Here is a 17615-nt window from a genome sequence, read left to right on the forward strand (position 1 = left end):
CTTTCACCTCGAGGACGGCCCGACCTGGGGCCGGGGACCGAGGTCGGCACCCACCGCCCCCGGGGCGGACGGGTCAGCTCTTCTTCGCCTTCTCGTGGCCGACGACGCCCTCGGCGACCTCGCGCATCGACTTGCGCAGGTCCATGGCGGTCTTCTGGATCCAGCGGAAGGCCTCCGGCTCGCTCATGCCGAGGCTCTCCTGCAGGATGCCCTTCGCCTGGTCGATGATCTTGCGCGAGGCGAGACGCTCCTCGAGCGTGGAGACCTCCTCGTCGAGGGCGACGATCTCGGCGAACCGCGCGAGGGCGATCTCGATGGCGGGGATCACGTCGGAGGCGTTGAAGGGCTTGACGACGTAGGCCATCGCGCCGGCCTCACGGGCCTTCTCGATGAGCTCGCGCTGGCTGAACGCGGTGAGCATGACGCACGCCGCGATACGGTCGCCGGCGATCTGCTCGGCCGCGGTGATGCCGTCCATGACGGGCATGTTGACGTCGAGTACGACGACGTCGGGTTTGAGTTCACGAGCCTGCTCGACCGCGGCCTGACCGTCACCGACCTGGCCGACGACCTCGTAGCCCTGTTCGGTGAGGAGTTCGACCAGGTCGAGCCGGATGAGCGCCTCGTCCTCGGCGACGAGGACACGCGGCGTCGTGTCGGTTGCGGTACTGCCGTTCTTCTTCACCACTATCTCGACTCCTGTCCTGGCTCTTGGTTCCTGCCTCAGCAGCGGAAAACGGACAGATCTGTCAAGGACGACACTGCCCATGCCGACCTGAGCATAGCGCTGTGAGGCCGCCCGCGGGGCAATGCGTGAAATTGTTCTCACCCACCAGATGTGCCCGTGCACTAGGCATGTGACACAATGGGCGACGCCTGCCCGAGTGGCGGAATGGTAGACGCGGCGCACTCAAAATGCGCTGCCCGCGAGGGCGTAGGGGTTCAAGTCCCCTCTCGGGTACCACCAGTGGCATCTCTCGGGTACCACCAGTGGCATCGCGCGGTGGCCGGCGGGCGCCGGTGCGCCCGGCCCGCGGCTGGCGTCGCTCAGGGGCGGGGCCAGCAGGGCCCGCGCTCCCCGGACACGACGGAGCAGGGGCGGGAGAACACTCTCCCGCCCCTGCTCGGTTCGAGGCGAACCCTGCGTCAGGTCCGGCTCACGTGGCGTTCTTCATGTACGGCGGCAGTTCGACGGGCTCGACCCAGCTGATGTCCTTGAGGCGATGGACCCGCATCGTGTTCGTCTTGCCCTTGATCCCCATGGGTGCGCCGCAGACCAGGATGACGACGTCGCCCTCCTCGGCCAGCTTCAGTTCCTGGAGCTGACGGTTCACCTCGGTGACCATCTCCTCGTTGGAGCCGTAGCTCGGGGTCTGGATGACGCGGGCGCCCCAGCAGAGGGTCAGCCAGCGCGCCGTCTTCTCGTCGGGGGTGAAGGCGAGCAGCGGGATGTCCGAACGCAGGCGTGACATGCGGCTGGCGGTGTCGCCCGACTGGGTGAAGGCGATGAGATATTTCGCGTCGAGCTGACGCCCCGAGGTGGCGGCCGCCATCGCGATGACACCACCGGTCGTGTGCGGGTCCCAGTCGATCTTCGCGATGTTCTCGAAGCCCTGCTTCTCGGTGTTCTCGACGATGTTGGCCATCGTCTGGACGGTGATGACCGGGAAGGCCCCCACCGAGGTCTCGCCGGACAGCATGACGGCGTCGGCGCCGTCGAGGACGGCGTTGGCGACGTCGGAGGCCTCGGCGCGGGTCGGGCGCGGATTCGAGATCATCGAGTCGAGCATCTGGGTGGCGACGATGACCGGTTTGGCCCACATGCGCGCCTTCTTGATGATCGTCTTCTGCACCAGGGGGACCTGCTCCAGCGGCATCTCGACGCCGAGGTCGCCGCGGGCGACCATGAACCCGTCGAAGGCGTCGATGATCTCGTCCAGGTTCTCGATGGCCTGCGGCTTCTCGAGCTTGGCGATGACCGGGATGTGCACGCCCTCCTCGTCCATGATCTCGTGGACGCGGTTGACGTCGGAGGCGCGGCGGACGAACGACAGGGCGATCATGTCGAAGTCGTTGCGCAGTGCCCAGCGCAGGTCGTCCTCGTCCTTCTCGGACATGGCAGGCACGTTGACGGCGACGCCGGGCAGGTTGATGCCCTTGTGGTTCGAGACGGGGCCGGCGACGGTCACCTTGGTGACGACGTCGTTGCCATTGACCTCGACGGCCTCGAGCCCGATGTTGCCGTCGTCGATGAGGATGCGATCGCCCGGCCTCACGTCGCCGGGCAGTCCCTTGTAGGTGGTGGAGGCGCGGTTGGCGTCCCCGAGGACGTCATCGGTGGTGATGGTGAAGGTCTGTCCGTGGGTCAGCTCGACCTTGCCCTCGGCGAAGACTCCGAGCCGGATCTTGGGGCCCTGCAGGTCTGCCAGCAGGCCGACGGTCTTGCCGACGGCCTCGGACGCGGCGCGAGTCTCGGCCAGACGACGGGCGTGCTCGTCGTGGTCACCGTGACTCATGTTGAAGCGGGCGACGTCGAGGCCCGCGCGGATGATCTCTTCCATTCGCTCCTGGGTCGACGTTGCCGGCCCGAGGGTGCACACAATCTTCGCTCTTCGCACGGCGTCCAGCCTAGCCGAAGCAGCCGGTTTCATCGCCGCTCCATGCGATCGGCGGCACCAACTCGCACCAATGCATCACCGGGGCCCGCCCCGGCTGGACAACCGCTCAGTCCCGCAGGAGATCAAGCGCCCGGGTCAGCTCGGGCGGCGGGGCCGACTCGAAGTGCACGTACTCCCCCGAGCCGGGATGGACGAAACCGAGTTCGGCGGCGTGCAGCCATTGGCGGTCGAGACCGAGCCGGGCCGCCAGCTTCGGGTCGGAGCCGTACAGCGGGTCGCCGACGCAGGGATGGTGCAGGGCGGCGAAATGCACCCGGATCTGGTGGGTGCGGCCGGTCTCGAGGTGGACCCGGGCCAGGCAGGCGGACCGCATCATCTCGATCACCTCGTAGTGCGTCACCGAGGGACGCCCGTCCGCGGTGACCGCGAATTTCCACTCCGAGCCCGGATGGCGGCCGATCGGGGCGTCGATGGTCCCCTCCAGGGGTTCGAGGTGGCCCTGGACGAGCGCGAGGTAGACCTTGTCGACGGCGCGGTCGCGGAAGGCACGTTTGAGCATCGTGTAGGCGTGCTCGGACTTGGCGACGACCATGAGGCCGCTCGTGCCGACGTCGAGCCGGTGCACGATGCCCTGTCGTTCGGGCGCCCCCGAGGTGGTGATCCGGAAACCCGCCCCGGCGAGACCGCTGACCACGTCGGGGCCATCCCAGCCGAGTGAGGGATGGGCGGCCACGGCTGCCGGCTTGTCGACGACGACGATGTCCGGGTCGTCGTAGACGATCGCCATGTCCTCGACGAGGGCGGGCACGACGCGGGCACGACGCACCGGTTCGGACAGGTCGACGTCGAGCAGCTGCCCTGGGCTCACCCGCTGGGAGGCCTTCGTCACGGGGACCCCGTCGAGCAGCACCTTGTCCTCGGCGATGAGCGCGGCCAGGCGCGAACGGGTCAGCCCGGTCATGCGGGCAGCGGCGGCGTCGACGCGTTCACCGGCCAGGCCATCGGGGACGATGAGGACGCTCATCGGTCCTCCTCCGGGGCGCCCTCTGCGCCGGGGCTGGACGCCCCCACCGCGTTGGCCCGCCGGACGGCGTGCTCCACGGTCTGGTCCGAGCGCACGGCCCACCAGATGAACAGGATCGCCGCACTGGTGATGCACACGTCGGCGATGTTGAACACCGCGAAGTAGCGCACGGCGATGAAGTCGACGACGGTGCCGCGCATCGGACCGGGTTCACGCAGCAGACGGTCGAGCAGGTTGCCGGCGATGCCGGCCGCGATGAGTCCCGCGGCCACGCTGGCGAGCCAGCCCCGGGCCCGCGGGAAGACCCAGACGAGGACGAAGACGAGCGCCACGATCGACAGGCAGCTGAGGCCGACCGTGAAGGACGTCCCCAGCGAGAAGGCGGCACCGGAGTTGTAGACCAGGTGCAGGCTCAGCCAGCCCGGGATGATCTGACGGTCGTAGACGGACAGCGCGTGCAGCGCCCACAGCTTCGTCGCCCTGTCGAGGACGAACCCCAGGACCGCGACGGCGATCATGACCGCGCGCGTCGCACTCGGACGCGGGTGCGCGCGGTGGGACGCCACCGGTTCAGCGCCTCTCCGCGCGCTGCTTGCACGCGACGCACATGGTGGCCTTCGGGAAGACCTCCATGCGCGCCTTGCCGATCGGGTTGCCGCAGTTCTCGCAGACGCCGAACTCGCCGGCCTCCAGACGACGCAGCGCGGCCTCGTTCTGCTCGAGCAGGGTGCGGGTGTTCGCGTTCATGCTGAGTTCCTGGTCGCGTTCGAAATTGGTGGAACTGACATCGCCCGGGTCCTTGCCGGACGTGTCGCTGCTCTCACCCATCAGCTGCTCGAGTTCGGCGTCCGAGGTCTCGACTGCCTTGCGCATGCGTTCGATCTCGGCGATGAGATCCTCGCGCACGTCGATCACTTCTTCCGCGGTCCACGCCTCCTCGCCGTCCAGGACGGGCAGTGCGGCAGCGATCTGCCGCGCCGCTGCCATGGACAAACCATTAGTCGTCATCGTTCCAACTTTCTCCAGACGGTGACCAACTCGTAGAGGGACCATACACCAGCGGCCGATGATGGCGAACCATCATCGGCCGCTGGCGCGGTCAGAGACGCGCCGCTCAGCCCTCCTGATTGCCCAGGAGCGCGTCGAGGCGGGGGGTCTGGCCGCCCGCGGAGGGCCTCAGGGACAGGCTCCTGAGGCTTTCGAGGTGACGCTGGATCTGCCCCTCGATGTTGCTGCGGTACTCGGCCTCGAAGCCGCGCAGCTGGCTCACCGAGGCGGTGAGGTTGTCCCGCTCGGTCTCGAGCGCACTCAGCAGCTCCGTGCGCTTGTTGGCGACCTCGCCGTCCAGGGCGTCGGCACGTTGCTGGGCCTCGACGGTGACGCGCCTGGCGTTCTCCTGCGCCTCGGCAGTGACGCGCTCGGCGGTGTTGCGAGCCTCGTAGTCGAGCCTGGCGGCCTTCTGGGTGGCCTCCTCGACGAGCTGATCGGCCTGGTTCCTGGCGTCGGAGCGGATCCGCTCCGCCTCGCTCTCGGCGCCAGCTTGCAACTCGGCGGCCTTCCGATTGGCCTCCTCGACGAGCTGATCGGCCTCCCGGGTGCTCATCTCGAGCAGGCGGGCGGCCCACGGGCCGGCCTCCTCAGCAGTGGTGACGACGATGTGCTGGGGCTCGCCGTTGACGGCCTGCTGGGCATTCGTCGCTGCGGCGCTCTGGGCCGCCTGCAACTGGGACTGGGCCGCCTGCAGCTGGGACTGGAGCTCGGCGATCTGGGCGCGCAGCTGCTCGTTCTCTCCGGACAGCTGCGCCGCAGCGGCCGAACCCTGGTCGGTCGACGAGCGCAGGTCGTTCAGCTGGGCGCGCAGCTGCTCGTTCTCCTGGCCCAGGCTGGCCACCTGGCCGTTGAGCTGGTCGATCTGCTGACCGAGCTTGGCGTTCTCCTCGCTCGAGCCGGCACTCGCCTTGAGCTTCTCGTTCTCGTTGACCAGATCTGCGTAGCTGATCTCGAGTTCGTCCATGAACTTGTCGACAGAGCTGGCGCGGTAGCCGTCCTCATTGGGCTTGCGGGCCATGGGGAAACGGATACTGCGAACCTCGTCAAGGGACAGCGTCATTTTGTGCGCTCCAAACCTCGATGCATTGATTCCAAATCCTGCCCGCAACTGCGGGGACAGCCCCGAGGCTACCCTGCTTGTCCCAAACAGGTGCAGCCGGCGGCTCAAAACTCAACTTCGGGTTGAGACTCTCAGACGAGCAACCAGACCATTCTCCTGAGCACCACGAGGGCGAGGAAGACGACCATGAAGGCGACGTCCAGTCCGACGGTCCCGATCCTGATCGGCTTGATGTAGCGCCGCACGAACGTGATCGGAGGATCGGTGAGCGTGTAAATCGCCTCGAACGCGGCGGCCGCCGCGCCCTTGGGCCGGAAGTCCGGGACGAGCAGCGGGATCCAGCTGATGATCATCCGCGCGATGAGCACCCAGATGTACAGGGTGCACAGCAGCGAGAGGACACGGGCGAGCAGTAGCACGGGACCTCAGCTCTGGTTGAAGAAACTGGGGCTGGCCAGGCGCTGCTTGTCCTCGGCCGTGACGTGGACGTTGCGCGGGCTGAGCAGGAAGACCTTGCTGGTGACGCGTTCGATGGACCCGCGCAGACCGAAGATGAGCCCGGCGGCGAAGTCGACCAGTCTCTTGGCGTCCGCGTCGTCCATGTCGGTGAGGTTCATGATGACAGGGGTGCCCTCACGGAAACTCTCGCCGATGGTGCGCGCCTCGTTGTAGGTGCGGGGACGGACCGAGATGATGCGCGCCAGGTCGGCCGGCTGCGACTCCTCCGCCTCGTCCTCGATGTCGTGGGGCACATGGCGCTCGTGCGAGCCCGAGGAGGCGCTCTGCTTGGCACGACGCTCCGGCAGGCGGGTGACGGTGGAGACCTGGACGGACTCCTCGGCCGCAGGGTCGGTGTAGACCGAGTCGGTGTACTCGCCACGCTCGGCGCGGTCCTCATCGAAACGGTCATCACTGACGAGACCCAGCCACACTGCGGCCTTCCTCATCGCTCCCGGCATGCCGTCCCCCTCTGATCAGCCGCGGTTGTCCATGAATGACACGACTGGAATTAGGGTACCTTCTCAGCCCCTGCCTTCGGAACGACCGCCTCGCCCGGCGCGCCAGATGAGGCCGATCTGTCGGCCGGTGACGCCGTGGTCCCGGCGGTGGCTGAACAGCTGCGGCGTCGTGCGGGTGCACGGGTCGTGGTGCTCGACGCTGACACCGTCGCGCTCCAGCACGGCGTGCGCGCCGGCCCCCAGGTCGAGAGCGGGGGTGCCCCAGCTCGTCGTGGCCTCGAGTTCGGGGATGATCGCGCAGGAGGCGGCCTGCAGCTGCTCCGGCACCTCGTAGCAGTCGCCGCAGATGTGCGGCCCCACCCACGCATGGATCCTCGTGGCACCGAGTTCGCGCATCGTGGCGACGGTGGCCGTCAGGACGCCGGCCAGCAGGCCCTGCCGGCCGGCGTGGGCGGCGCCGATGACGCCCGCCTCGGTGTCGGCGAGCAGGACCGGCACGCAGTCGGCCACCCGGATGGCCAGCGGCGCACCGGGCAGGTTCGTGACGAGGGCGTCGGCCTTCTCCAGCGGGCGCTGTCCCGGGACGCTCTCCCCCAGCCAGTCGTCGGGGCCGGGCAGGTCACCGCTGGTGATGGTCCTGACGGTGGCACCGTGCACCTGGTGGACGACGCTGATCGGCGGCAGGGCGAGCCTGGTGCGCAGGGCCGCCATGTTGGCGCGCAGCGCCCCCTGGTCGTCCTCGCGCGTGCGCCCGAGGTTCAGTGACGCGAAGGCGCCTACGGAGGCCCCTCCCTCACGGTCGGTGAAGGCCACGTCGACGTCGCCGTCCGCAGCGCAGGCCGGCTCGCTGAGGAAGGCGAACATCGCGGTCTCACTTCATGAAGTCGGGGATGTCCAGGTCGTCGTCATCGGCGGGCAGGGTGGTCTGCTCCGATCCGACCCCGGTGCGCCGGGTCGGTTCCTCCTCGGTCTCCGCGGGACCCTGCGACACGAACGAGGTCCGTCCGGTCGAACGCGGCGGCTCGGGACGGGGCTGGGCCGGGCGCTGCTCGACGGGACGAGGCTGCGGGCGTTCCACCGTGGCGGGCCGCCGGACCGGGACCGGCTGCGAGCTCTGGTCGCTGTCGAAACCGGCGGCGATGACGGTGACGCGCACCTCGTCGCCGAGGGCGTCGTCGATGACGGTGCCGAAGATGATGTTGGCGTCCTCGGCGGCGGCCTCCTCGATGAGATCGGCGGCCTCGGAGACCTCGAACAGGCCGAGGTCGGAGCCGCCGGCGATCGACAGGAGGACGCCCTTGGCGCCGTCGATGGTGGCCTCGAGGAGCGGGCTGTTGATGGCCTGCTCGGCGGCGGTGCGGGCACGATCCTCGCCGCGGGCCGAGCCGATGCCCATGAGCGCGGAACCGGCGTCCTTCATGACCGACTTCACGTCGGCGAAGTCGAGGTTGATGAGGCCCGGCGTGGTGATGAGATCGGTGATGCCCGAGACGCCCTGCATGAGCACCTGGTCGGCCTGCTTGAAGGAGTCGAGGATCGACATCTGCCGGTCGGTCATCTCGAGCAGCTTCTCGTTGGGGATGACGATGAGCGTGTCGACTTCCTCGGACAGGCTCCCGATGCCCTCGTCGGCCTGCCGGGCGCGGCGTTTGCCCTCGAAGCGGAACGGGCGGGTGACGACGCCGATGGTCAGGGCCCCCAGTGAGCGGGCGATCTTCGCGACGACGGGGGCGCCGCCGGTGCCCGTACCGCCCCCCTCGCCTGCGGTGACGAAGACCATGTCAGCACCCTTGAGGGTCTCCTCGATCTCGTCGGCGTGGTCCTCGGCGGCCTGCCGACCGGTCTCGGGATTGGCTCCCGCGCCCAGCCCACGGGTGAGTTCGCGGCCGATGTCGAGCTTGACGTCGGCGTCGCTCATGAGCAGTGCCTGCGCATCGGTGTTGACGGCGATGAACTCGACGCCCTTGAGACCGTCCTCGATCATGCGGTTGACGGCGTTGACACCGCCACCACCGACGCCCACAACCTTGATGACCGCCAGGTAGTTCTGGGACGCAGTTGCCACGGGAGTCCGCCTCATTCCTCGGGAGCCGGCCGGGACCGCCCCCACCAATACTGACATGCTGAATCGGATGCGTCCTGGCAGTGGTCCGCCAAGACTGATGCTCAGGCTATGGAAGGCAACGGGCTGAGTCCAACAGCCTCGGCGTGTTCGGCCCAGAATCTCAACCTGTGGTCGAGACATTGCGGGCCGGGCCCGCCGGGTGCCGTGCCCCGGTGACGAATGGCCGAGAACCGGCCCGCCCGGAGCACTGCCCCGTGGCCAGCGGTCCGGGGGTTCAGGAGACGGCGGGCCTGGAGGGAGCCGAGACGTCATAGGTCGTGTAGTCCCCGCCCTGGGCGAGCAGGGCCTCGATGACCGAGGCCTTCTCGCCGGACTGCTCGGCGCTGCCCCAGAAGATGGTGGTGCGGTCGTCGTCGATCCGGAAACTGATGGAGTCCATGGAGCCCGCTTCGATCGCGGTGAGCCGGTCGCGCATGTCCTGAGGCAGGGCGTTCGTCGCGGTGGCGACGTCGGCACGCAGGTCCTGGTCGTCGGCGTCGGCGAGCGTGGCGAGGGGCGCGGCGGCACGCTCGGTGCTCGTGACGAAGACGACGCCTTCCGCGTCCACCTGCCCGTAGCCGGGGTCCTGCGCGATCTGGTAGACGGCGGTGCGTTCGGTGATCTCGATCCGCACGGTACGCGGCCAGGCTCGCACCAGTCTCGCGTCGGCGACGGTCGTCAGCTGCTCGACACGCCCGGTGACCGCGCCTGCGTCGACGCGGGCGAGCGGGGTGCCGGTGGGAACTGCCGCTGCGGCCACCACGTCGTCTGGCGACGTCAGCGCCGTCCCGGTGACCTCCACGTCGTCGACCACGAGCAGCGGGGAGAAGCCGACGAGCCAGACGAGCCCGGCCAGCACGAGTGCGATGAGCGCACCGAGGGTGATCCTCCGGTTGCGTCTGCGGGCCCTGGCCTGCTGCCGTACCCGCAGTGCCTGGTCCAGGTCGGAACTCATGCCGGATGCGCCTCGAGCCGGTCGAGCAGGGCGGGGCCGACCCGGGTGATGTCGCCGGCCCCGATCGTCATGACGAGATCACCGCCGCGCACCAGGGAGGCCAGCTCGCCGGGAAGGGCGGTCTTGTCCTGGACGTAGCGCACGTGCGCACCGGCGGCCCTCGCCGCGTCGGCGACGAGTTCCCCGGTGACGCCCGGAATGGGTTCCTCGCGGGCCGGGTAGACGTCGGTGAGGACGACCAGGTCCGCCTGGGCTAGCACCTGACCGAACGCGTTCGCGAAGTCACGTGTCCGGCTGAACAGGTGGGGCTGGAAGCAGGCCACCAGCCGCCCCTGGCCGGCCACCCGGCGGCCCGCGGAGAGGGTGGCGGCGATCTCGGTGGGGTGGTGGGCGTAGTCGTCGACGACGGTGACCGTGCCGTCATCGCGTTCGGCGGTGCCGAGCAGCTGGAACCGGCGGTGGGTGCCGGCGAACGACGCCGCGCCGGCCAGCAGCGCGTCATCGGCGAGGCCCAGCAGCCGCCCGACGGCGAAGGCCGCCGCGGCGTTCCAGAGACTGTGCCGGCCCGGCACCGACAGGTCGAGGGCGTGTTCCCGGCCGTCGAGGCTCAGCCGCGCGTGGCTGGTCATACCGCGGAACCGGATGTCCGTCAGACGCACGTCGGCATCGGGGGCCTCGCCGTAGGTGAGGATGCGGGCGGTCGTCGAGGGCTCGCGGCGCAGCTGCTCGGTCAGGGCCCGCGCACCCGGATCGTCGGCGTTGATGACGATCTGCCCGACCGGCCCCGCGGTGGCGAAACGGGCGAAGCCGGCCGCGTAGTTCTCCGGATCGCCCCAGTTGTCCAGGTGGTCGGCCTCGATGTTGGTGATGACGGCGATGTTCGTCGGGTACTGCCAGAAGGAGCCGTCCGACTCGTCGGCCTCGACGATGAAGCAGTCGCCGTGACCGATGTGGGCCGACCGTCCCGTCGTGGCCAACGGGGAACCGATGACGTAGCTGGGATCGGTCCCGGCTGCCGAGATCATGGTGGCGATCATCGCGCTGGTCGTCGTCTTGCCGTGCGTACCGGCCACCGAGATGGTGCGATGGCCGAGCATGAGCGCGGCCAGCGCCGTGCTGCGGTGCCAGATGCGCAGCCCGGCCCGGCGGGCGGCGACGAGCTCGGGGTTGTCGGGCCTGATGGCGCTCGAGACGACGACGGTGCTGACGCCGTCGAGCTGGGCCGGATCGTGGCCGACATGGGCGGGGATGCCCATCGCCGCCAGCTGCCTCAGGGTCGGCGAGTCGCTCTGGTCGCAGCCGCTGACCGGGATGCCCAGTTCGTGGTAGCCGACGGCGATGCCGCTCATGCCGGTACCGCCCATGGCGATGAAGTGGAGAGCGCCCAGCTGCTCGGGGGCGAGGAGTTCGACTGGTTCACGCAGCGCCACGGCCGGCCTCCTCGAGAATGGTCTCGGCGACCCGGCGGGCGGCGCCGGGCGGCATGACGGCCTGAGCGGCGGCGCCCATCCGCTCCAGCCGTGCAGGGTCCTTCACGAGCGGCACGAGATCGCCGACCAGCCGGTCACTGTCGAGTTCGGCATCGGGCACGAGGAGGGCCGCCCCGGCGTCGACGAGTGGCCTCGCGTTGCGCGCCTGCTCCCCGTTGCCGATCGGCAGCGGCACCATGAGCGTGGGCAGGCCCACGGTGGCCGTCTCGACGACGGTGCCCGCGCCGGAGCGGGCCAGCATGAAATCGGCCGCGGCGTAGGCATTGTCCATGTCGTCGACGTAGGCCAGCGGATGGTATCCGGCGCCGGTCGACTCGTCGATGACGGTCTGGTCGTCGTGGAAGTTCTTCATGCCGAGCACGTGCAGTACCTGGATGCCGGCGGCCAGCAGCTCGTCCCGTGCGCCGGCGACGGCGTTGTTGATCGAGCGGGCCCCGGAGGACCCGCCCGAGACGAGCAGGACCGGAAGATCGTCCCGCAGGCCGTAGCGGGCGCGCGCGGCGGCGCGGCGGGCGGCCCTGCCCTGCTCGGCCAGCTCGGTGATGGCGGTGCGCACCGGCAGACCCACCTGCCGGGCACCTGGCAGCGGGGTGCCGGGGAAGGAGGTCAGTACCGCTGCCGCGAAGCGGGCGGCGACCCGGTTGGCGAGTCCGGGCAGGGCGTTCTGCTCATGGATGACCACCGGAACGTGCCTGCGGCGGGCCGCCAGGTAGGCGGGCATCGAGACGTAACCGCCGAAGCCGGCGAGCACGTCGGCATGCGCGTCGTCGAGGATCCTGCCGGCCTGCCGGACCGCCTCGCGCAGCCGGAAGGGCACCTTGAACAGCTCGCCGGTGATCCTGCGGGGCATGGGCACCGGCGGGATGAGCCGCAGCTCGAGCCCGGCCTCGGGGATGACGCGGGTTTCGAGACCCTTGGGCGTGCCGATGCACAGCACCGAGCCCTGCGGGTCGAGTTCTGTCAGCTGTTCGGCAGTGGCGATGAGCGGCGAGGTGTGACCGGCCGTCCCTCCCCCTGCCAGCACGACATTGACCATCATCGTCCCTTTCCGTCGACCACTGAGGTGACACGCACGGTCCGTTCCCGGGCGGGTGCGGAACGGCGCTTCAAGGCGGCCATCGCCTCCGGTTCGTGGCGGGCGGCGGCCAGCAGCGCCCCGACCGCCATGAGGGTGGCGATGAGTGAGGAGCCGCCGTAGCTGATGAACGGCAGCGGCACACCCATGACCGGGATCATCCTCATGGCGACGGCGATGTTGAGCATGGCCTGGATGAGCAGCCAGGCCGTCACCGAGGCCGCGACCACGCGCCAGAAGACGCGGGTGCTGCGGGCGGCGATGCGCAGGCCGATCAGGCCGAGCCCGAGGAACAGGCCGATCACGACGATCGTGCCGAACAGGCCCAGTTCCTCGCCGAGCACCGCGAAGACGTAGTCGTTGAGGGCGCCGTCGTACAGACCACCCCACTTGGCCCGGCTGCGTCCCAGGCCGACGCCCCACCAGCCGCCGGTGGCCAGGGCGTAGACGGCGTTCAGCGGCTGCTCGGAGGTGCCGACGGTGTCCGAGCCGGAGACCAGCGCCCGGATGCGCTGCACCCGTCCGGGGCTGGTGACGACCATGCCCGCGACGAGCAGCGCCGCTGCCGTGACGACTGCGGCGAGCAGGTACCAGGGGGTGCCGATGAACCAGAACACGGCAAGCATGATCGCCAGCAGGATGACGCCCGTTCCCAGGTCGTGTCCGCCGATGACGACCAGGCCGATGATGACGACGAAGCCGAGAGCCACCGGGAAGAGGAGCGTGCTGGGGCGGGTCAGTTTCTTGTACTTGGCCGCGAAGACGCCCGCCGCCCACAGGATGAGGCCGAGCTTGGCGAACTCCGAGGGCTGCAGGCTGAACGAACCCAGGTAGAGCCAGTTGCGGTTGCCCTTGTTCGAGGCGCCGCTGGCGGCGTCCCCCAGGGGCGTGAAGACGACCAGCAGTTCGGCCACGATCATCCCGATGACGAGGAGTACGCCGATCATGCCCAGCGTCTGCTCGCTGCGCCGCGAGATCCACCAGCCCAGCGGGACCCCGAAGGCCAGGTAGGTCATGTGACGGACGAAGAAGTAGTACGCATTGCCCAGGTTCTCGGCCGCGTAGACCGATGACGAGCTGAGGACCATGAGCACGCCGAGGCCGACGAGCAGCCCGGTGCAGGACAGGACGAGGTAGTAGTCGGCGGCGGGGCGGCTGAGCGCCTCACGCAGGAGCTCGGTGCCCCGGCCCGATCCTCGTGCCAGCTCGCTGGAGGCGGCCATGTCAGGAGCCCTGACCGGTCACGGCCCGGACCGCCGCGGCGAAGTCGTCGCCGCGCTGCGCGTAGCCGGCCCACATGTCCCTCGAGGCGCAGCCCGGCGCCAGCAGCACGGTGTCACCGGGTTCGGCCAGCGCGGCCGCACGGCGCACCGCCTCACTCATCAGCGCCGTGTCGTCGCCGTCCAGAACGACGACCGGCACCTGCGGGGCGTGCTCGGCGAGCGCCTCGGCCACGAGCCGGCGATCGACGCCCAGCAGGATGGCGCCGCGCAGCCGCTCCCGGTGGGTGGTGATCAGATCGTCGAACGAGGTGCCCTTGGCCTGACCACCGGCGATCCACACGATGCGTTCGAAGGCCCGCATGGACGAGTTCGCGGCATGCGGGTTGGTGGCCTTGGAGTCGTCGACCCAGCGCACCCCGCCGGCCTCGGCGACGGTTTCGATGTGGTGTCCTCCCAGCCGCACGTCGCGCAGCCCCTGGGCGACGGCACCGGCCGGGACGCCGAAGCTGCGGGCCAGGGCGGCGGCGGCCAGGGCGTTCTCGACGTTGTGCGGCGCGTACGGCTCGACGTCGCTCAACGCGGCGAGCGGCAGGGCCGAGGTCTGGCGCTGCGGAATGAAGGCCCGGTCGACGATCTGATCGTCGACGACCCCCAGCTGCGCGACCGATGGGATTCCCAGGGTGAAGCCGATCGCGCGGGCGCCCTCGACGACGTCGGCGTCGGCGACCATCTGGCGCGTGGCCGGTTCGGCGATGTTGTAGACGCACGAGTGGTGCACCTGGTGGAAGATGCGGGCCTTGTCCGCACCGTAGGCGGCCATCGCCGCAGCGGTGTCGCCGGCGTAGTCGTACCACTCGAGGTGGTCGGCGTGCAGGTTCAGGACGGCTGCCGAGTGCAGGGCCGGCGAGGGCGACCAGTGCAGCTGGAAGCTCGACAGCTCGACGGCGAAGACCTCGTAGCCGACCGGGTCGTTGATGGCCTCGATGATCGGGCGGCCGATGTTGCCGACCGCCGCCGATCTGAGGCCGGCCGCCCGCAGCATGGCGTCGAGCATCTGCGTGGTCGTCGTCTTGCCGTTGGTGCCGGTGACACCCAGCCAGGCGATCTGGCGGTCGGCCGGCACGAGCCGCCAGGCGAGCTCGGGCTCACCCCAGATCGGCAGGCCGGCGGCGGCCGCCTGGGCGAGCAACGGCCAGTCGGGACGCCAGCTCGGGGACGTGACGACCAGGTCGGCGTCCTCGGGCAGCTGCGCGCTGGAACCGGGACCGAGACGGACCTCGGCGCCGAGGGTCTGCAGGATCCTGCCGTGCTCGTGCAGGGAGGAACTCTCGCCGTCGTCGAGGACGGTGACGGCCGCACCCAGCTCCAGCAGCGCGTCGGCGGCCGCGTAGCCCGAGGCGCCCAGCCCCGCGACGACGACTCGGGCCTGCCCCCAGGGCGAGGTCCTGTCCGCTGTCGGCATCCAGTCCTTCATGTCGTCTCACCAGCCCCAGATCCAGCCGCCGTAGAACAGGGCGAGGGCCACCGCGACGCACACCCCGCAGATGATCCAGAACCGGATCACCACCGTGACCTCGTCCCAGCCGAGCATCTCGAAGTGGTGGTGGAGCGGGGCCATCTTGAACACGCGTTTGCCGTGCGAGAGCTTGAAGTAGCTCACCTGGAGCATCACCGAGGCCGTCTCGATGACGAACAGCATGCCGAGCACGATGAGCAGCAGCTCGGTCCGGGTGTAGATCGACAGGGCGGCCATCGCGGCGCCGAGCGCCAGCGAACCGGTGTCGCCGAGGAAGATCTTGGCCGGTTTGGCGTTCCACCACAGGAAACCGAAACAGGCCCCGGCCAGGGCGATGGACACCACGGCCAGGTCGTTCGGGTCACGGACGGTGAAGCAGCGCGGGCCGTGGTTACCGCCGGTGACGCACCACTGGTTGGTCTGGAAGATGCTGATGAGGGCGTAGGCGGCGAAGACCATCGTCGAGGCCCCGGTCGCCAGGCCGTCGAGACCATCGGTGAGGTTGACGGCATTGGAACTCGCCGTGATGAGCAGGGTCATCCAGATGATCGCCACCACGACGGGCAGACGCAGCCAGCTGATGTCATGGACCAGCGAGATCGCGACGGTGGCCGGGCGGGCCCCCACGTTCTTGGCGACCTCGGGGTCGGCCGCCGCCGGGAACAGCAGCGAGGCGACGCCGAACAGGACGCCGATGAGGCCCTGCCCGATCATCTTGCCGCGTGGCGTCAGGCCGAGCGATCTCTGCTTGGAGATCTTCGTCCAGTCGTCGATGAAACCCACCAGACCCGTCGCGACGAAGACGGCGAGCACGAGCAGCCCGGAGATCGTGATCGAGGACCGGGTGATCAGATGCGCCAGGAGGTACGCCAGGACGACGGCGCCGATGACGATGACGCCGCCCATGGTGGGGGTGCCCCGCTTGGTGCGGTGGCCGGTGGGGCCGTCGTCGCGGATGAACTGGCCGTACCCTCGGTGCGCCAGGAAGACGATGAAGAAGCGGGTGCCCACGAGCGCGACGGCCATGGCGATGATGGCCGCCGTGAGAATCGTGATCATCGCGCTGTCCCTTCCTCGTCACGGCCGATGAGTCGTGAGGTGACATCCTCGAGGGCCAGCACGCGGCTGGCCTTGACGAGCACGACATCGCCCGGGCCCAACTCTAGTGACTCGGCGACGTCCTCCTTGTCAGCAACCCGGGCAATGCCCCCGGCCCCCGGGCTCGCAGCCCCGTGCCCGCCGGGACCGCGGGCGCCGGCGACGATGGCCCGGGCCTGCTCACCGACGGCGATGATCTCGTCGTAACCGAGCGCGGCGGCGAGCGCGCCAGCGGCCTCGTGCAGTTTCTCGGCCTCCTCGCCCAGCTCGGCCATGTCGCCGATGACGGCGACCAGCCGGGCGCCCGGGATCTCGGCCTTGCGGGCCTCGCCCATGGCGGCGACGGTGCGCAGCGCGACGGCCATCGAGTCGGGGTTGGCGTTGTAGCAGTCATTGATGATCGCGGCACCACCGGGTCCCTCGACCAGCTCCATGCGCAGCGGCGAGCGGGTGCGGGCCGCCCCGAGCGCCTCCCCGACGCCGAGGAGGGGGGCGCCGGCGGCCATCGCCATGGTGGCCGCCGCGACGGCGTTGGGGACCTGGTGGGTGCCGATGAGACCGAGCCTCACCGGCACCCGCCCGTGCACGCCCTGGCGCACCGCGTGCAGCGTGAACGAGCCGCGCTGGAGGGCGTCCAGGACGATGTCCTCGGCCCAGACGACCAGCTCGGCCTCACCCCGGGGCCGCCCGGAGGCCGACCAGCGGGCGATGCGGGCGTCCGTGCGCTCGCCCATGGCGGCGATGAGCTCGTCATCGTCGTTGAGGACCGCCCACCCGTCGGCGGGCAGGGCCTGAAGGATCTCGCCCTTGGCCTGGGCGATGGCCTCACGGCTGCCGAACTCGCCCAGGTGGGCGGTGCCGACGTTGAGCACGGCGGCGACACGGGGCGGGACCACCTCGCACAGCTGCCGGATGTGCCCGATCCCGCGGGCCCCCATCTCGGCGACGAGGAAGCGGGTGCTGGCGTCGACGCCGCAGGCCGTCAGCGGGACACCGATCTCGTTGTTGTGGTTGCCGGCCGGGCTGACGGTGGGGCCGAAGCGCTCGAGCACCTGGGCGAGCAGGTCCTTGGTCGAGGTCTTGCCGCTGGAGCCGGTGATGGCGAGGATCGTCATGCCGCGCCCGGCCTCCTCGGCGACGAGTGCCCGGGCGAGACCGGCCAGCGCCTCGGCGGCATCGGGGACGACGATGCGCGTGAGGGGGGCCTCGACGTCGTGACCGACGATGGCCGCCGCGGCGCCGCGCTCAGCGGCGGTGGCGGCGAGGTCGGCGCCGTCGACGCGTTCACCGGGCAGGCCGATGAACAGGGAGCCCGGCGTGGCCACCCTGGAGTCGATGACGACGTCCGGTCCCACCTGGACCCGTTCGTCGCCGACGATGGACGTCTCGATGGCCGCATCGGCCACGAGTTGCGCGATGTGCTGCGCGCTGCTGACCCGCACC

Annotated in this window: 17 protein-coding genes and 1 tRNA gene; 1 reads left to right on the plus strand and 17 read right to left on the minus strand. The window is 69.8% G+C overall.

Translation table 11 applies throughout. The features are described from left to right. Nucleotides 1-73: 73 nt before the first annotated feature. The gene (locus D9T14_RS01195; RefSeq protein WP_374955773.1) at nt 74-688 is read right to left on the minus strand and encodes an ANTAR domain-containing response regulator; all 615 of its coding nucleotides are present in this window, start codon (nt 686-688) and stop codon (nt 74-76) included. Nucleotides 689-878: 190 nt separating this feature from the next. Between D9T14_RS01195 and D9T14_RS01200 the strand changes: the two genes are divergently transcribed. Further along, nucleotides 879-964 (plus strand) — tRNA-Leu (locus D9T14_RS01200). A gap of 193 nt (nt 965-1157) precedes the next feature. Here the strand turns inward: D9T14_RS01200 and pyk are convergent. The 16 genes from pyk to D9T14_RS01280 all read right to left on the minus strand — a co-directional run bounded on the left by pyk (nt 1158) and on the right by D9T14_RS01280 (nt 17614). Continuing rightward, nucleotides 1158-2618 carry a pyruvate kinase gene (pyk, locus tag D9T14_RS01205; RefSeq protein ID WP_119161056.1) on the minus strand — a complete coding sequence of 487 codons (1461 nt, stop codon included), beginning with the start codon at nt 2616-2618 and terminating at the stop codon, nt 1158-1160. Nucleotides 2619-2724: 106 nt separating this feature from the next. Continuing rightward, nucleotides 2725-3642: an RluA family pseudouridine synthase gene (locus D9T14_RS01210; protein WP_119161055.1), complete on the minus strand. Its 918-nt coding sequence runs from the start codon at nt 3640-3642 to the stop codon at nt 2725-2727. Then, nucleotides 3639-4208 (minus strand): signal peptidase II, encoded by a 570-nt coding sequence (gene lspA / locus D9T14_RS01215; RefSeq protein WP_126464247.1) that lies wholly within the window; start codon nt 4206-4208, stop codon nt 3639-3641. The genes D9T14_RS01210 and lspA overlap by 4 nt, the downstream gene beginning before the upstream one ends. A 4-nt stretch (nt 4209-4212) precedes the next feature. Next, entirely contained in the window at nt 4213-4650 is a 438-nt protein-coding gene (locus D9T14_RS01220; protein ID WP_232012307.1) for a TraR/DksA family transcriptional regulator, read from the minus strand. Between the two features lie 106 nt (nt 4651-4756). Further along, on the minus strand, nt 4757-5752 hold the full coding sequence (locus D9T14_RS01225; protein WP_119161052.1) for a DivIVA domain-containing protein: 996 nt from the start codon (nt 5750-5752) through the stop codon (nt 4757-4759). 131 nt (nt 5753-5883) lie between these two features. Then, a complete protein-coding gene (locus tag D9T14_RS01230) occupies nt 5884-6171 on the minus strand; it encodes a YggT family protein (RefSeq protein ID WP_119161051.1) in 288 nt (95 codons plus the stop codon). A gap of 6 nt (nt 6172-6177) precedes the next feature. Beyond that, nucleotides 6178-6711, minus strand: coding sequence for a cell division protein SepF (locus tag D9T14_RS01235; protein ID WP_119161050.1), 534 nt, complete (start codon nt 6709-6711; stop codon nt 6178-6180). Nucleotides 6712-6774: 63 nt separating this feature from the next. Then, on the minus strand, nt 6775-7575 hold the full coding sequence (locus D9T14_RS01240; RefSeq protein ID WP_119161049.1) for a purine nucleoside phosphorylase YfiH/LACC1 family protein: 801 nt from the start codon (nt 7573-7575) through the stop codon (nt 6775-6777). A gap of 7 nt (nt 7576-7582) precedes the next feature. Then, a complete protein-coding gene (gene ftsZ / locus D9T14_RS01245; RefSeq protein WP_119161048.1) occupies nt 7583-8776 on the minus strand; it encodes a cell division protein FtsZ in 1194 nt (397 codons plus the stop codon). Between the two features lie 274 nt (nt 8777-9050). Continuing rightward, nucleotides 9051-9770, minus strand: coding sequence for a cell division protein FtsQ/DivIB (locus D9T14_RS01250; protein WP_119161047.1), 720 nt, complete (start codon nt 9768-9770; stop codon nt 9051-9053). Continuing rightward, nucleotides 9767-11200, minus strand: a complete 1434-nt coding sequence (gene murC / locus D9T14_RS01255; protein WP_119161046.1) for a UDP-N-acetylmuramate--L-alanine ligase — start codon at nt 11198-11200, stop codon at nt 9767-9769. The genes D9T14_RS01250 and murC overlap by 4 nt, the downstream gene beginning before the upstream one ends. Further along, complete coding sequence (gene murG / locus D9T14_RS01260) at nt 11187-12296, minus strand: undecaprenyldiphospho-muramoylpentapeptide beta-N-acetylglucosaminyltransferase (protein WP_119161141.1); 1110 nt, start codon at nt 12294-12296, stop codon at nt 11187-11189. The genes murC and murG overlap by 14 nt, the downstream gene beginning before the upstream one ends. Further along, the gene (locus tag D9T14_RS01265) at nt 12296-13558 is read right to left on the minus strand and encodes a peptidoglycan glycosyltransferase FtsW (RefSeq protein ID WP_197720569.1); all 1263 of its coding nucleotides are present in this window, start codon (nt 13556-13558) and stop codon (nt 12296-12298) included. The genes murG and D9T14_RS01265 overlap by 1 nt, the downstream gene beginning before the upstream one ends. Nucleotide 13559: 1 nt before the next feature. Continuing rightward, nucleotides 13560-15020 (minus strand): UDP-N-acetylmuramoyl-L-alanine--D-glutamate ligase, encoded by a 1461-nt coding sequence (gene murD, locus D9T14_RS01270; protein WP_259340964.1) that lies wholly within the window; start codon nt 15018-15020, stop codon nt 13560-13562. An 18-nt stretch (nt 15021-15038) separates the two neighbouring features. Continuing rightward, a complete protein-coding gene (gene mraY, locus D9T14_RS01275) occupies nt 15039-16133 on the minus strand; it encodes a phospho-N-acetylmuramoyl-pentapeptide-transferase (protein WP_119161044.1) in 1095 nt (364 codons plus the stop codon). Beyond that, complete coding sequence (locus tag D9T14_RS01280) at nt 16130-17614, minus strand: UDP-N-acetylmuramoyl-tripeptide--D-alanyl-D-alanine ligase (protein ID WP_232012310.1); 1485 nt, start codon at nt 17612-17614, stop codon at nt 16130-16132. Before D9T14_RS01280 ends, mraY begins: the two co-directional genes overlap by 4 nt. Nucleotide 17615 lies beyond the last annotated feature (1 nt).

The organism is Propionibacterium australiense (genome assembly GCF_003666605.1).
GTDB classification, from domain to species: Bacteria; Actinomycetota; Actinomycetes; order Propionibacteriales; family Propionibacteriaceae; genus Propionibacterium; species Propionibacterium australiense.